The sequence below is a fragment of the Dechloromonas sp. ZS-1 genome (genome assembly GCF_039649255.1).
Lineage (GTDB): Bacteria > Pseudomonadota > Gammaproteobacteria > Burkholderiales > Rhodocyclaceae > Azonexus.
On record NZ_JBDIYD010000009.1, the window covers coordinates 1 to 14,059 of the forward strand.

Below are 14,059 nucleotides of genomic sequence, written 5' to 3' on the forward strand. Positions count from 1 at the left end.
CTTCTTCATGTCCAATCTCCTTGTCGTGATGGATTGGACTCTAAAGTCAGGCGCTACTCAATTCCGGGGGGACGTCGCAAGTGTCCGGTTTGTGAAGGCCACTCGACCTATTACGATATGTCTACCTATCGAACAGGTGCTGATTGGGAGGGGCCAAGGTCGGTTGATGTTTGCGTTAACTGCCACGGCGCTGGTTTCATCGACAACCCCGAGCGAGAGATAGTCAATCAGGCCGAGGCCGCCATTTCTTCAATTGTTGGTAAATGAGATGATTGTTTTCATGCTGACATCCCGTTGCTAAAAAATAGCTTGAGGTCGATAGCGGCGGAAATTTTGGCCCCTTCAGCAACTGTCTAGCAATTTGGCATACAGTATTGCTTACCTCTGGCGGCTGTATAAAAATACAGTATTAAACGGAGGCCGCCATGATTCGTATCGTCTGCCCATTCTGTCACTCCCCGCTGAACGCCACCGATCTGGAAACGGCAACGCTCGGTGATCACGTGTGCTTGGTTTGCCCCGAGTGCGAGCACGTCCTATTGATGGATGATACTCACGCTGAAACTGAAGTGCCGGTGTCTGCCGAGGCGGTTGAAGCTCATGCTTGAGGCTGCCAATTCTGGCTTTGACTGGTTGCCTGCCCTCGACCCGCCACGTGTATTTATCCCGCTCGGTGCGGCCAAGGTCTCGGCAGGGTTTCCCAGCCCGGCTGCAGACTACGAAGACAAGCGGCTCGACATCAACGAGTACCTGATTCGCAACCCAGTCAGCACCTTCTTCTTCCCGGTGCAGGGCGACTCGATGCAAGGCGCGGAGATTTTCGACGGCGATATTCTGGTCGTGGATCGCAGCATCAAAGCGATGCACGGTCACATCGTCATTGCCTTTGTCGATGGCGAACGCCTGGTGAAGCGTTTGCATCACCGTGATGGCTGTGTCGCACTGGTTGCTGAAAACCCGGCCTATCCGACCATCGACATACGCGGTGACATGGAATTGGTCATCTGGGGTGTGGTGATCGCCAAGTTTAAGCGCCTGGGGTAGCGATGCCGGTATTCGCCTTGGTCGATTGCAACAACTTCTACGCCAGTTGCGAAAAGCTGTTCGACCCCAAGCTGGCCTCGAAGCCGGTGGTGGTGCTGTCGAATAACGATGGCTGTGTGGTGGCGCGGAGTGTCGAAGTCAAAGCTTTGGGCATTCCGATGGGCGTTCCCTGGTTCAAAATCCAGAAGGAAGCCAAACAGTACGGCATCGTTGCCTTCTCCTCGAATTACGCCCTGTACGCCGACATGAGCAATCGTGTCGTCGAAGTGCTCGGTCAGTTCACCCCAAACTTGGAGGTATATACCTTCCCCCTGAAGTCGTCTTGATACGTGGTAGTTCTGATCTTGGTATGACAGGAAATTCGCTGGGTGTATGTTTGGCGTCCGCAAAAGCGGTGGCAAAATTCACCGGCAATAAATTCCGATATGCAAAAACCGCGGTTGTTATTCGTTAGTTACGAGATCTGTTGCATATGGCCTGATATTTGCTTTTGTATATGTCACGCACGTAAGAATATATTTGTCATGCCTTCTATCATCAACACTAATCTGTACTCCATGACAGCGCAACGTAATCTGAATGGGACTGGCTCTACGATCGAGGTTTCATTGCAGAGACTATCGTCGGGTTTAAGGGTGAATAGTGCTAAAGATGATGCTGCTGGCCTCGCAATAGCGACTCGGATAGAAGCCCAGGAGCGAGGCATGGGGGTCGCTTTGAAAAATGTGAACGATGCTGTTTCAGCGACACAAGTCGCGGATGGATCGTTGCACAACCTAACGACCTGGTTTCAACGAATAAGGGAACTGGCTGTTCAATCAGCCAATGGCACGTATAAAGACAGCGACCGGCAGGCCATGCAGATCGAAGTAGATCAATTGGCAAGTGAATATGTGCGCACCGTCAATGGCACGCATTTTAATAACCTGAAGTTGATTGATGGTTCGTACACGAACCAGCATATTCAAATTGGTGCGAACAATCCGGACTCCTTTTCTCTGTCGATCGGCTCCGCAAAACTCGAAGACGTTACCAATATCGGCTTGTCGGTCGGAACGAGTACCCCGGTCATTGCACTCACTACCCCTCAAGTTCTGGTCGGCCCCGATTACAACAGTGCTGCAGGCACTGGAAGAGCGCAAAAACTAACGATAACCGATCCAACTGGAACACCTTGGACCTACAATGAAACACCCGGTGAATCAGCTAGGTGGCTGGCAGATGAAATTAATAACGATCTCTTCTGGGGAGGGAATGGGGTCGTGGCAACGGCGACTAATTCGACCGTCGTCGATTTTAGAAATTCAACCGGGATGGATGATGGTGTCACCGTTTCATTCAAAATATCCGGGCTGGGCTATGAGCCCGACAAAAATATCAGTTTCGTTCGAGATACAAGTGCCTTTCCAACAATTGAGGCCGATTTCGCAAATGCCATCAACTCTGCCGGGTTCAGTTATCTGACCGCAAATGCAGGCGGCGGCGGGGTAACATTAACAAATAGCTTGGGCGAAAATATCGGGCTGGAAAATTTTTCGGTGACCGGTGCTGCCAGTTTTATGACCAACCCGACAATTACGCTCGGCATCAGCAACACCAGCATTGCGCCCGTACCCTCAACGCTCAAGTTGTCCCTGGCAGGAACCAGTGGAATCGGTGACCAGCTGAATTTCGCAGTAAATTTTTACACCAACGGCCAATCCGGACCTTCCCCAAAATATTTCAATATTCCCCTGGCTGCGGGGGGCACGCCTGCGGCTAATGCAATGGCTGTTGCTGCCGCCATCAATGATCCGGTTTCTGGTTATGGTCCGGGTGTTGCAACGGTTTCTGGTTCCGATGTGTTGATTACCTCCCCGCCCGACATGTCTGCTGCCGTCATAAATCAACCAGGAACCACTTTTGCCAACGGTAGTTTTTCTTTAAGTGCAACTCGGGTGAATAGCGTGATCTATAGTGGCCCAAATCCAGTCCTCTTTAGTGCCGGTGGTTTTGAGTCTATGCATTCCACCGGGATAAATGAGATCTCTTTTGATTTAACCTCTGCTGATAACGCAGGGGTTCCACAAAGAATCACCATCCCGTTGGGGGTGGCCAGCGTATACAACCCTGGGCAGATTGCTGGGCAAATTGCTCAAGGATTGAATAACAGTTTGGGAGGTGCCTGGAATGCGACCAACTCGGGCTCGTCGGTAACCCTTTCTTATAATGGCAACACCAATATTTCGTTTTCAAATGGGGCCCAGAATGTTTTGGGAGTCATTGGAGATGGCCTGGGGACGGGTTTTACCGTATCGACCCAGCAAGGGACGAATGTTTCAGGAAACGGGATTTTTTCGATGACTTCGTCTGATATCGAAACTTTTTCCCCAAATATCACTACACCACCTTCGTCGATCATTTTTGGCGGAAAAACGCTCACGGCAGGCACGGAAAACGACAGTGCTATCGCTATTGGTGAGCTTTCTCTGCAATTGCCGAGCGGGTTTGTTATTTCATCTGATTTTGTCAAAGTGGCTGGTCTGATTGATGTCAGTACTGCGGAGGCGGCTATGGAAACAATTAGTATCGCTGATGCCGCATTGGATAAAATCAGCATGATCCGAGCGGGCGTGGGGGCTGCGCAAAGCCGCTTCGATGGTATTGTGTCAAATTTGCAGATCGCGAGGGAAAGCGCCTCGAGCACTAGATCGCGCATACTTGATGCTGACTATGCCGCCGAAACTGCACAACATGTCCGCACTCAAATGCTGCGCCAAGCAGGAGCCGCAATACTGGCCCAAGCCAATGCGCAACCACAAAATGTGTTGGAGCTATTGACCCAACAGTTCAGATAACGATTGATCGGCATGTTCCCGCCCGGCTTGCTCTGCTAGTTGCTGAACCGCGTTGGCTTTCAGCGTAGCTTGTGCAGATTTTGCAGATAAAAACCGTGCTGGCCGACCGCTGGCTGGCGACCAAGCCAGGATGGCGATCATGTCGCTGAGGTCTTCTTTCAGCTTGGTTAGCCGTGAATCTGCGCTGTCTGCATCCTGAACCAGAAAGAACTGGTGAGCGGCATCGAGGTTGGCGAGGAAGTTCGGTGCAGCTTCGACCTTGGCGTTTAGGGGTAACGCCATTAAGACAACGCCTTCATCAGGTCAGCGTTCGATACGCGATGCCCGGCCAAAACCTCACGGAGACCGGCTTCCGCTTCGGTCAGCAACACCAAGCTGGCGTGTTCTTCTTCCAGCCGATGGTAGTAGTCGAGTTTCTTCGCATCGACCAATGCGACGTAAGCCGCCCCGTTCTTGGTCAGCAGCTTTTCAGCGCCGGACACCACATCATCAGCCAACTCGGTCAGTCGAGCACGTGCCTCGCTGATCGGCACAACATCTTGGGCGGTGAAGCTCATTGCTAAATCCTTTAACAAATACGTTAACATTCAGTGTGGCAGACAGTACTGTGTTGCGCTTGTTGGAGTTGTTGCATGATTTTCAACCGTTGAGTGCAACTGAGCTAGGAAATCATTAGCCCATCAGGTCAGATATGTCCGAGGTTAAATTGGAATCGGCATTGTCGACATGGGCCATCATGGCATTGAATAGAGCACGGTTGGAGCGGTACTTGATGCCATCACGAAGTAACTGACGAGCTTCCAAAAAATAATCGTTGATATGTTGTTGCCCAACAGGAAGAGCTATGTCGATACCAGTATTTTTCTTGATTTTGTTTCTAATACGTTTATACCCACGTTGGTCATAAATGCTGGAAATTGAAACGCCTGCAGAATGAGCCGCAATAACAGCCTTGTCAGCGTTACTCATTTTTCCTTTTGACTTTGAATGATTAGGCAGTGAGTTCATTCCGTTAATGCCTGATAACAAGGTTTTGATTCGTTGTTTCAACAGGGCCTTGGCGTACTTTTTCTTCCACGCCAACGGGTTGTTTAGTTTCAAATCCGGGTTTCTGGTCGAATTGGTTTCTTTAAGGTATTTATTACGTAAAGTAAGTTCAATGCGCACCAATTGATTGCTGATGCTCTCGATTTCTTTGCCGTATAGAACATCAGCTAAACCACCCTTGGCTTTAATATCCCGGCCCTTCATGTAACTCTTAAAAGTCCGGCGCTTAGAACTTTGAGCAACATACAATGTTTCATGATAACCGTAGTGTGAATAATCTCGCTGTTTGAATGCCCAGTGTTTCTTGATTTGCTCTTGCAGGAATATCGCAGAGTCTTCACTTTTTGCATCACAGTGAACGGCATAATCAAGTCTAAACAAGACAAATTCACCTTGTTCAACAGCGTCAACTTCCTCTTGGCTAGGGCAAATTCCAATAGCCTTACATACCCTCTGAAATGTCTGGGAACACAAATAAAACAAGTCAGAAGTACCGATAACATTCTGCCCTGTTAGCCACTTGATATATGAGCCATCAATAGTCAACGTTGTGCCATCACCAGAAGACCTGACAGTGAGGCTGGCATTCCCAATGCTGTTGAATACTTGGCTACTAGTCATCGTAGGTTTGTCATTATCGTAGGGTAGTGGCTTTCCCAAAGCTTGATGCGAGACCTTAAATTTCGCTTTAACATTATCGAATGTCGACGATGCAAACACACCATTGATATACAAACCACTAAGGCACGTTTTCTGTTTATTATTCATGGCTGACTATTGAATTGTTGATTGGCAAGTAATTGTAGCAACGGTAAGTATTACAGTGTTTGCTTGGTTGTTATTCAAGTTTGTTGTGGGTCACAGTATGGCATCTAGAATTATATGGTATGTGGATTGTGTTTAGGGGTGGGGTTGTATGCCCGCTAAAATACAGTGTGCTTGCTAACGCAGTGTTTATCTTTTTTTACGGCATAATCGCAACTCTCTTCATAAGGACAAATTGTCATGGATTTTTCTGCTATCACTACGGCAGATCTCAAAGCTCTACTTGAACGTATTCCGGCAGAGCTCAAGCGCCGGGAAAGAGAGGACAAGGCGAAGGCCCGTAAAGAGATTGAGGCAATTGCAGCAGCACATGGTTTTTCGCTTGATGATCTGCTTGGCGGCGTGTCGGAGCCCAAGGTGAAAAAGGCTGTAGCCGTTAAGTATCGCGACCCGGAAAATGCCGACCTCGCGTGGACTGGCCGTGGTCGTCAGCCAAAGTGGGTGGCTGACTTCATTACGTCAGGTGGGACTCTCGACCAGCTTCTGGTTTGAACGAAGCACAGCGGACTTCGTTGGTGCTCTGAGTATTGTCATCGTCGGTAAGTCAGTGGCCGATGATGAGCGTCTTCGTACAATGGCGCGTCAGGGATTTACCGCGGTCGTGCGGTTGTTGCACGAGTTGCTTGTGTTGCAATAGTTGTAGTGAATGTGTGCAACAACTCGTTAGTTTCAACCGGGCCTGCGCAGGTGGGGGTATCGAGCGCCGAGCACATCTGCAGTCGATAATTGCTAGGAAACAAAAAGCCCTGATCTCATCAGGGCTTGAGGTTTGGTTTCGTTAAGCTTGTGTCCAATCGTCGGGTGGTTCATCCATCGGGTCAGGACATGCAAAAAACTTCAGTTGGTGGTCGATGAATTTAGGGTCCGGCAGGATATGAGGTGTTGGCACAAATATCTGCTTTTCATGGCGCCATACGGAGTGCCGACTAATACAGAGTAACTTGCCTACATCATCAGGCCCCATAACCATGACGTTTCTGGCAAGCCAAGCCAAGCGGTTTTCGAGCTTTTCATGGATAAATGATTCAGTTGTCAGCTTGGTGTCACCGCCAATGCCCCAAATCGTCGACATCTGGACGTTGCCAATTGCAAGCCCACTGAGCCATTGGCGGTTGAGGGAGTCAACCGAGAATGAGGTGACTGCTCCCACATACGGCTCGCAGCGGCTCAACAAAATGTACTCATCCGCAAGCTCAGTGCATCCGATTGCATCCGGTGCTAGATCGCTTTGAAGAAATACGATGAAGCAAATATTCTTTTCACGTGCGTGTGTCTGAAGCTTGATAAAGTTCTCGACTTGGCTAGGTTGGAATGTCGAACGAATCTGCTGCTGCATGGTGCATACGGTTTCCCCGCGTGGCTTTCCAGTCTTGAGAGTCACATACAACATACCCTCCGAGCTGAAAACGTCGAATTGATTCTTGCCCAAAAGGACCACATTAGGCTGCTCGCCCTCCTTACTCGAAAAGTGGTTGCGATATAAGTCAGTGGCTTGTGTCAGTTGGTTTTTACTGACGGACAGGAACGGAATCAGTCGCTGAGATTTTTCAAACCCAAGCGTATACGCTGAGAGTCCAGCAAACACTGCCTGTTCAAGTGCGCGACGGATGTAAATCAATGGAAGATTGCTAGGCACCTGAACGATATGAAGGCCAGGGGTTGCGGGAATTGCCGCCTCAGACATCCCTGTCAATTGATTGTTTTTCTCTTTCAATACATTAGTTTGGTTGGCCATTAATTTTCCTCCCCGTTCAATAGGCGAACCACATCTTTAGCCGGCCACGCCAAACGCCGGTTCGGAAGCTTCAGTGGGATAATGCTGCAGTAATTTCCTGAGCGGCAAAGCCCTGACCTAACCGTTTCTGGCTTAACATGAAGGATCTCGGCAAATTGCTCGGTCGTGAGGTGGCTGAGTACCTCTAAGCGGCGCAGTAATTTCTCTAGGAGTCCAGGTTGCAAAGCGGATTCCTTTGGTGCCAGGTTTCTTGCTGCTGGGGTAGGTGAAGAAAGGTGAGTCTGCTCCGTTTGACCAATATCTGTTTCGTCTTGCATAGAAAATGCTCCAGGCTCCCCTCTGCCAAAGTTTGAAAGTTGCAGCAAATTGCCGCATAGCTTGGGTGAAGTGGAGTTGTGATGGAGCAAGAAGGCTCGAATCGAACACTGCCGTAGCAAAGCCACAAGCAGGCCCGACAGCAATTGCTGTCGGCAATACAACTGACACTTCGTTGCATTTGTTCGGCCCAAGCGTTTTAGCCCTAGGGGTGGGGCCCGCTTAGTCTTTCGAGCAAAAGAAAATGGCGCTAAGCAAAAAGCGCACAAACCAGAGATTTTCAATGTTGAACTGCACTGATCTGTGCTGCAAATTCTAATTGGTTGCGTTTTTTATGCAAGCCATTGATTAGAATTAATAGTTTGGTCAACTGGATGTGTCAACTGGCACTTTGTTATTTGGGAATGTCGACACAAATTTCAAACCAGCTTCTTCGAGCATCCATGCTTCGATCTTTGTATGCCACATTCGTAGGAGGTCGATGGGGCGCTGTCGATAATGCTTTTCGGCTAGGGCGCTAGGTTTGTGCCCCATGATCTGGGCGCTAATTCCAACTGGACATTCCACCCACTCGGCAAGGGTGCCAAAACTTCGGCGGAGACCATGCAGCGTTAGATCGGGAAGTCCAGCCTCGGCGAGAGCTCGGTTATGGGCGATGCGTGGCTCGACAATTCTGCCTGTCGCTGATGTCTTGCTGCTGAATACCCATTCTGACGGTTTCCAGTTTTCAACATCGTTCTTGATACGCTTACCGTGAAGGATGCGCTCGGCAGGAGGTGGGGTCTGATTGATTCGTTTTAGATCCCGCAGCAGGCTTTCAAAGTAGGGGGTTAAGGGTATGGTACGTTCGCCCTCGACCTTGTCTCTAATTGTTAACGATTTCCATTTCAAATCTACGTTTTCCCAGCGTAAAGTTGCAAGCTCTTCCCTGCGAGCGCCTGTTATGAGCAGTCCCTGTAGGTATGCAGATACAATCGGTGACGATAACTTTTTGACTGCAGCAAACCAGGCGTTGAGTTGTTCCCTTTGCAGGCAATCGGTCTTAACTCGATTTTTTGGCAATTTGATTCGGGAAACTTTTCGACTACAGGCATCGTGTGCAACAATGCCCTGATAGTCAGGTTGCTCGACAGCCCAGTTTAGAAAGGCCCGAAGCTTGCGAAAGGCAATGGCCGAGTAGGTTGGGCGTTTTGTTACCTCCCTGTCCAACCAGGCTTTTACTTTTTCAGAGTTAACCTCACTCAATCGAAGTGACAAAAATTCTGCCAGGGGGCCAGGAGGCTTGCTTGTCTCCGAAGTTGCTTTCAGATGGTCTGTGAAATGACGCGCACTCCACTTCGCTCGATTTGCAGTGAGGTAGGTCTGCCAGGCGATGCCAAAGGTTGTTTCTTCGCGCAACGAGCACTCCCGCTCATCGATGATTTTGGCAAGACGAGCCGCCTTCTCTTTCCTGGGGTCGAGACCGTTATCAATTTGCTTTTGAACGGTTCGAGCTTCTTCCCTTGCTTCGTCGATGCCCCAGTCGCGTACATCGCCAATGCTTATGCGAACAGATCTGCCTGCAATTCGCCCTTGAAAGAAGAAAGTCTTTTTTCCGCTGGGCGTGGCTCTGACCGCAAGGCCAGACACATCACTATCCCATAGAAACACCTGAGACTCTTCATCTGGGCAGGAGAGATCACGAATCCGGCCTGCTGTTAGTTTGATTCTGCTCATTGGCTTTGTAACTTGTAAGCAATCTGTAAGCAGAATTTAGAATGCGGATCGATATAAGTCAATTGAGTTGCAAAGGTGGTTAGTGTGATGAAGACTAAAATTGTATTGATTTAAAAGGAAAAATTTTTAATCTTCCATTCGGGTCAATTTTGATCAATAATTCGTTCCGTTAAACTTTTGCTTTCTTCTAAGCAGCAGGTCGGGGGTTCGAGTCCCTCCGGGCGCGCCATAAAATCAATAACTTACGTTGTTGTTTTACAGCCGATCTCTTCTGAATTTTATTCGTGTACTCTATGTGTACTCGAGCTCGAGCTATCAAGATCGATCTCTTGCAATGCTGATATCCAGGCTTATGGTTTGAACTATCGGTGGAAACGGATGATTCGGTAGGGGTGCTTCTCATTGGTGTAGGTGAGCAGCATTGGTTTGTTGAATGACAATCCCGGTGCATGTTTGGTCGATGTAGTATTCGAGAGCTGCTTGCGTCCCGTGCGGCCAGACAGTTTTGCGATCACCGAGCGACACCTGAGTCTCCTGAGCTTGCTGATTTGCTCCGGGGGCATGTTGATCCGTGGTGCTCTTTCCAACTTCTGCTGCGACCTAGTGAGCTTTGGCTGTAGTCGACTTCCCAATCAACTCACGCAAGCGACGCAGTTCTGTCGCCACCTGGGCAGGACAAAGTCGTCGTGGTTTGAGAATGCGCTTTCAGCGCCCATCTCCCCCAAGTCTGGTGAAGTTACCGGATTATTCACACACTCCCCCTTCAGAAAAACTACTGCCATCTATCACCCGTTACTCACCCTTACTTGGGGTATCTCCGGCGTCTCTATTACCGCCAGCACCGAGCATCACCCAACCAAGCACGCTACCATCGGTAAGCCGCTGCGTGGCTACACGAATGGGTAAACAAGGATTGAGAATTCGGGAAATACAACGATAAAACCTGCTTCGCTGAGAGAGAGATGACGTCAGGCGCAAGAAGCACTTATAACCCCCTTCAGAGCACCTCCAGACGCGCTGCAGCACCCCCGATGCGTCGGCGACTAGGACAGGCACCGAACATACCAACAAACTCCCTCACAAGCCCTAGAATGAGGCGTGAACCTCCCGAGCATCTACAAGGCATCATAGCGCTGCAATTAAGCTTTTCTCTGTGACGCACTTGGTCGCGAGCCCCCCCTTGATTTGCCTACCAGAACAATTGCGAAATCAATTCAAGCCGGGGCGATGTGGCGGTGGTCGTACATCAGCGCATTGCCGCAGCAGCCATCGACGCGCATGCGCGGATGGAGGCTTGCTTGGACGAGGTGCTTGATCTCGAGGGCTGGGATCGGGTGACGTTGCGCATGCCGGAAGGTTTGCGGCGCTTGCGCATGGATGTGCTGGAAAACGATCTGCCCTGAGTGCTGAGCGCCAGGTGTTCAGAAAAAGGGCCGGTTGAACCGGCCCTTTTTGCTTACAGCTCGATGAATTCCTGCGTGTGGCCGCGCGGTGCGCTGGCGGCCACCGGCGGTGCTTCGCTGGGCAGGAAGAGCTGAAATTTGACCAGCGTCTTCTTGAGCCGGTTGGCGGTCTTGAGCAGGTCCTTGGAGAGCTGGGTGGCTTGCTGGGCGACGCTGGCGTTCTGCTCGACCATGGCGGCCACATTGACCATGCTGCTGGCGACGGACTGGCCGGCCACGGACTGTTGCTGGGCCGCACTGGCAATGTGCTGCGCCATCCCGTTGACCGCCTGGCTGGAGGCCGTCAGCTGACTTAATTCCTGGGCGCCTGCCTGCATCAAGGCATCGCCCCGGGTGACTTCGCTGACGGCCTGATGCATCGCTTGCACGGCCTGTTCGGAAATCGACTGGATTTCGTTGATCACATTGGTGATGTCGCGCGTGCTGTTGGCCGTGTGTTCCGAGAGTTTGCGGACTTCGTCGGCAACCACGGCAAAGCCGCGTCCGGCCCCACCGGCGCGCGCCGCTTCAATGGCGGCATTGAGGGCGAGCAGGTTGGTCTGGTCGGCAATCTCGCGGATCGCTTTGGTCACGTCGCCAATCCGGCGGATGCTGCTGCCCAGACGACCGATGATCTCGCTGGAGTTATTCACCGTGCTGATCACCTGCTCATTGGCGCGCAGGCTGCTGGCAATGGTCGTGCCGCAGGAGGACACCAGTTGCTCGGCGGATTGGGCATATTCGGCTGTTTGCTGCGCGCTGCCGGCCACTTCGGCCACGGCCTGGCTGAACTCCTCCGTGGTGGCGGCCACGCTTTCGACTTCGCGTTGCTGGGTGTCCGACTGCATGGTCACCATGAACATCTGGGCATCCAGGTCTGCACTCGACTGCAGCAGCATCTTGGACGAGGTGTTGATGTTGTCGAGCATCACCTTGAGATTGGTCTGCATGACGGCGAGCGAGCACATCAGGGTGCCGATTTCGTCCTGTCGGTGGATGTCGACCGTATCCGTCAGCACCCCTTCGGAAATGCGGCGGAAATGATCGGTGACGGTTTGCAGGGGGCGCGTGATGCTGCGGATGATCCACCAGGCCATGCCGCCAACCAGCAGCAGGCAGAGCAGGCTGACGCCCAGCAGTTGCTGGCGCGTTTGTGCGAAATGGGTCTGTGCCGCCTGTTTGGCGGCATCCTTTTCGGCCAGGATGGTGGTGTTCAGCGTCTTCGCCTGCTTCTTGGCAGCCTCGTAAAGCGGGAAAAGGGTGCTTTCCGTGAGTTCCGCCGCCTGCCCGAATTGCCCCGCCTGCAAGGCGGCCTTGATCGGGGTCAGGCCCTGGTCGATGTAGCGATCGCCGGTCTGGACGAGTGCGTCAAAGGTCGCCTTGTCGGTATCGGAGAAATGGCGTTCGCCAATCGATTTGCGTAGCTTGCGCAGGGCATCGATTTTCTGGTTGATCGAGTCCAGGTGCTGAGTGATCGGGTGCGCGTGCTGTTTGGCGTAAGGACCGGCCGGGTCGTGCATGACGGCGAGTACGGCGTGCTTGTATGCGCCATCCATCAGTGCCAGGGTTTCGTGCAGGGCCAGCGCCGGATCGGCGTGTTCGCTATAGGCTGCCGTGAGTGTGTCCCGATGCTGTGCGGCATCCTGAATGGCCAGCAGCCCCATGCTGCCGACCAGTGCGGCCACGGCGAATGCGAAGGCGACCAGTTTTCCCTTGAGGGAGAGTGTCTTGCGCGGGCGGGGCAAGGCGGCCTTGCTTTCCCTCAGTTGGCGGTAGAGTGTTTCGGCATCGCTGACCTGCTGACGGGTCGGCGTGGTGCGCGACGACATGTAGCCAATGATTTCCCCGTTTTTCGTGACCGGGATGACGGTGGCCTCGACCCAGTAGAAGTCCCCGTTCTTGCAGCGGTTCTTGACGATGCCTTTCCAGGCGCGTCCGGCTTTGACGGTTTGCCAGAGGTCGGCAAAAGCCTGGGGCGGCATGTCCGGGTGGCGTACCAGGTTGTGACTTTTGCCAATCAGTTCGTCGCGGGTGAATCCGCTGATGTCGACAAAAGCATCATTGGCGTAGGTGATGATGCCTTTCAGGTCGGTTTTCGAGACCAGCAGCGTGTCGACCGGCAGCGGTACGGCCGTCTGGGTGACGGGTAAATTGACTTTCATGGGGAAGGCACCGCCCGAAAACTATGTAAAAAGTCATAGGATTGTCTGCGATTTTCGGGTGCTGTGCTGATATGATCTAGTGATTTTACTAGGTTGAAACAGTGTGACGGGTGGCACACTGTTGCGCCGCAATTGCCGGGTTAATCTGGCAAAAATACTATTTTGTTAGTGTTTCTGGCAATGTTGTTGGCGTGTAGCCTGCATTTTGCAGCCCCTCCAGAATGCGCTGGGCACTAGCGATTGCGTCCGGGCCATCGCCGTGAACACAAATGCTGTGGATGGCGGTTTTCAACACCTTGCCGTTTTGGCTGACCAGGCCGCCAGCTTCCAGCATGCGCAATACATGGGCCAGACTGGCCTCCGCGCCGTGAATCATTGCACCGGGCTGGCTGCGCGGAACCAGTTGGCCATCTTCCTGATAGGCACGATCGGCAAAGACTTCGAGCCCGACCCAGAGACCGGCGCGGGCGCCGGCCAGCGCCAGTTGTGAATGCGCCGGGGCAAGCAGAATCAGGTCGCGGCTCACGGCGGCCACGGCGCGCGCGACGATGTCCGCCAGTTGGGCGTCGGCACAGGCCATGTTGTTCAGCGCGCCGTGCGGTTTGACGTGGCTGACGTGATGGCCTTCGACGCTCGCCATCGCCTGCAGGGCGCCGATCTGATAGATCAGCATGGCGGTGAGTTCAGCCGCCGGGATGTCCATGCGGCGGCGTCCGAAACCCTGCAGATCGGGGAACGCGGGGTGGGCGCCGATGCTCACCCCGCGTTCGCGCGCGGCGCGTACCGTCTGGCGCATGACCAGCGGATCGCCGGCATGGAAGCCGCAGGCCACATTGGCGCTGCCCACGAGGTCCAGCAAGGCAGGATCGTTGCCCATCTGCCAGGCACCGAAGCTTTCGCCGAGATCGGCATTGAGGTTGATTTTCTGGGACATGC

14 protein-coding genes are annotated in these 14,059 nt (G+C 52.3%); 7 read left to right on the plus strand and 7 right to left on the minus strand.

The genetic code is table 11. The features are described from left to right. The 5 genes from AACO21_RS11845 to AACO21_RS11865 form a co-directional block, all read left to right on the plus strand. The coding region (locus AACO21_RS11845) for a hypothetical protein (protein WP_346192727.1) at nucleotides 1-267 on the plus strand (267 nt) is incomplete at its 5' end. A 158-nt stretch (nucleotides 268-425) separates the two neighbouring features. Beyond that, on the plus strand, nucleotides 426-608 hold the full coding sequence (locus AACO21_RS11850; protein WP_346192728.1) for a hypothetical protein: 183 nt from the start codon (nucleotides 426-428) through the stop codon (nucleotides 606-608). Continuing rightward, entirely contained in the window at nucleotides 601-1,044 is a 444-nt protein-coding gene (gene umuD, locus AACO21_RS11855; protein ID WP_346192729.1) for a translesion error-prone DNA polymerase V autoproteolytic subunit, read from the plus strand. The genes AACO21_RS11850 and umuD overlap by 8 nt, the downstream gene beginning before the upstream one ends. A gap of 2 nt (nucleotides 1,045-1,046) precedes the next feature. Continuing rightward, the gene (locus tag AACO21_RS11860; protein WP_346192730.1) at nucleotides 1,047-1,370 is read left to right on the plus strand and encodes a hypothetical protein; all 324 of its coding nucleotides are present in this window, start codon (nucleotides 1,047-1,049) and stop codon (nucleotides 1,368-1,370) included. Between the two features lie 198 nt (nucleotides 1,371-1,568). Next, a complete protein-coding gene (locus tag AACO21_RS11865; protein ID WP_346192731.1) occupies nucleotides 1,569-3,881 on the plus strand; it encodes a flagellin in 2,313 nt (770 codons plus the stop codon). Here the strand turns inward: AACO21_RS11865 and AACO21_RS11870 are convergent. The 3 genes from AACO21_RS11870 to AACO21_RS11880 form a co-directional block, all read right to left on the minus strand. Beyond that, nucleotides 3,858-4,163, minus strand: coding sequence for a hypothetical protein (locus AACO21_RS11870; RefSeq protein ID WP_346192732.1), 306 nt, complete (start codon nucleotides 4,161-4,163; stop codon nucleotides 3,858-3,860). The two genes, AACO21_RS11865 and AACO21_RS11870, sit on opposite strands and share 24 nt — an antisense overlap. Beyond that, on the minus strand, nucleotides 4,163-4,438 hold the full coding sequence (locus tag AACO21_RS11875) for a type II toxin-antitoxin system Phd/YefM family antitoxin (protein WP_346192733.1): 276 nt from the start codon (nucleotides 4,436-4,438) through the stop codon (nucleotides 4,163-4,165). The genes AACO21_RS11870 and AACO21_RS11875 overlap by 1 nt, the downstream gene beginning before the upstream one ends. A 115-nt stretch (nucleotides 4,439-4,553) precedes the next feature. Next, nucleotides 4,554-5,696: a phage/plasmid replication protein, II/X family gene (locus AACO21_RS11880; protein WP_346192734.1), complete on the minus strand. Its 1,143-nt coding sequence runs from the start codon at nucleotides 5,694-5,696 to the stop codon at nucleotides 4,554-4,556. A 237-nt stretch (nucleotides 5,697-5,933) separates the two neighbouring features. On the opposite strand from AACO21_RS11880, the gene AACO21_RS11885 reads away from it, so the two are divergent. Beyond that, nucleotides 5,934-6,245: an H-NS histone family protein gene (locus AACO21_RS11885; protein ID WP_346192735.1), complete on the plus strand. Its 312-nt coding sequence runs from the start codon at nucleotides 5,934-5,936 to the stop codon at nucleotides 6,243-6,245. Nucleotides 6,246-6,531: 286 nt separating this feature from the next. Here AACO21_RS11885 and AACO21_RS11890 read toward each other — a convergent pair whose 3' ends face one another. Beyond that, a complete protein-coding gene (locus tag AACO21_RS11890) occupies nucleotides 6,532-7,488 on the minus strand; it encodes a hypothetical protein (RefSeq protein WP_346192736.1) in 957 nt (318 codons plus the stop codon). Between the two features lie 681 nt (nucleotides 7,489-8,169). Beyond that, a complete protein-coding gene (locus tag AACO21_RS11895) occupies nucleotides 8,170-9,519 on the minus strand; it encodes an integrase family protein (protein ID WP_346192737.1) in 1,350 nt (449 codons plus the stop codon). 1,235 nt (nucleotides 9,520-10,754) lie between these two features. Here AACO21_RS11895 and AACO21_RS11900 point away from each other — a divergent pair. Beyond that, nucleotides 10,755-10,922 carry a hypothetical protein gene (locus tag AACO21_RS11900; RefSeq protein ID WP_346192738.1) on the plus strand — a complete coding sequence of 56 codons (168 nt, stop codon included), beginning with the start codon at nucleotides 10,755-10,757 and terminating at the stop codon, nucleotides 10,920-10,922. 53 nt (nucleotides 10,923-10,975) lie between these two features. Here the strand turns inward: AACO21_RS11900 and AACO21_RS11905 are convergent, their stop codons facing one another. Together AACO21_RS11905 and AACO21_RS11910 are read right to left on the minus strand one after the other, a co-directional pair. Next, nucleotides 10,976-13,123, minus strand: coding sequence for a PAS domain-containing methyl-accepting chemotaxis protein (locus AACO21_RS11905; RefSeq protein WP_346192739.1), 2,148 nt, complete (start codon nucleotides 13,121-13,123; stop codon nucleotides 10,976-10,978). 157 nt (nucleotides 13,124-13,280) lie between these two features. After that, entirely contained in the window at nucleotides 13,281-14,057 is a 777-nt protein-coding gene (locus AACO21_RS11910; RefSeq protein ID WP_346192740.1) for a 5-oxoprolinase subunit PxpA, read from the minus strand. Nucleotides 14,058-14,059 lie beyond the last annotated feature (2 nt).

Excerpts from the sequence above, each read along its gene's own strand:
- AACO21_RS11895 (WP_346192737.1), bottom strand. The coding sequence starts at position 9,519 with ATGAGCAGAATCAAACTAACAGCAGGCCGGATTCGTGATCTCTCCTGC.
- AACO21_RS11910 (WP_346192740.1), bottom strand. The coding sequence starts at position 14,057 with ATGTCCCAGAAAATCAACCTCAATGCCGATCTCGGCGAAAGCTTCGGT.
- AACO21_RS11890 (WP_346192736.1), bottom strand. The coding sequence starts at position 7,488 with ATGGCCAACCAAACTAATGTATTGAAAGAGAAAAACAATCAATTGACA.
- AACO21_RS11865 (WP_346192731.1), top strand. The coding sequence starts at position 1,569 with ATGCCTTCTATCATCAACACTAATCTGTACTCCATGACAGCGCAACGT.
- AACO21_RS11875 (WP_346192733.1), bottom strand. The coding sequence starts at position 4,438 with ATGAGCTTCACCGCCCAAGATGTTGTGCCGATCAGCGAGGCACGTGCT.
- AACO21_RS11850 (WP_346192728.1), top strand. The coding sequence starts at position 426 with ATGATTCGTATCGTCTGCCCATTCTGTCACTCCCCGCTGAACGCCACC.
- umuD (WP_346192729.1), top strand. The coding sequence starts at position 601 with ATGCTTGAGGCTGCCAATTCTGGCTTTGACTGGTTGCCTGCCCTCGAC.
- AACO21_RS11860 (WP_346192730.1), top strand. The coding sequence starts at position 1,047 with ATGCCGGTATTCGCCTTGGTCGATTGCAACAACTTCTACGCCAGTTGC.
- AACO21_RS11880 (WP_346192734.1), bottom strand. The coding sequence starts at position 5,696 with ATGAATAATAAACAGAAAACGTGCCTTAGTGGTTTGTATATCAATGGT.
- AACO21_RS11905 (WP_346192739.1), bottom strand. The coding sequence starts at position 13,123 with ATGAAAGTCAATTTACCCGTCACCCAGACGGCCGTACCGCTGCCGGTC.
- AACO21_RS11870 (WP_346192732.1), bottom strand. The coding sequence starts at position 4,163 with ATGGCGTTACCCCTAAACGCCAAGGTCGAAGCTGCACCGAACTTCCTC.
- AACO21_RS11885 (WP_346192735.1), top strand. The coding sequence starts at position 5,934 with ATGGATTTTTCTGCTATCACTACGGCAGATCTCAAAGCTCTACTTGAA.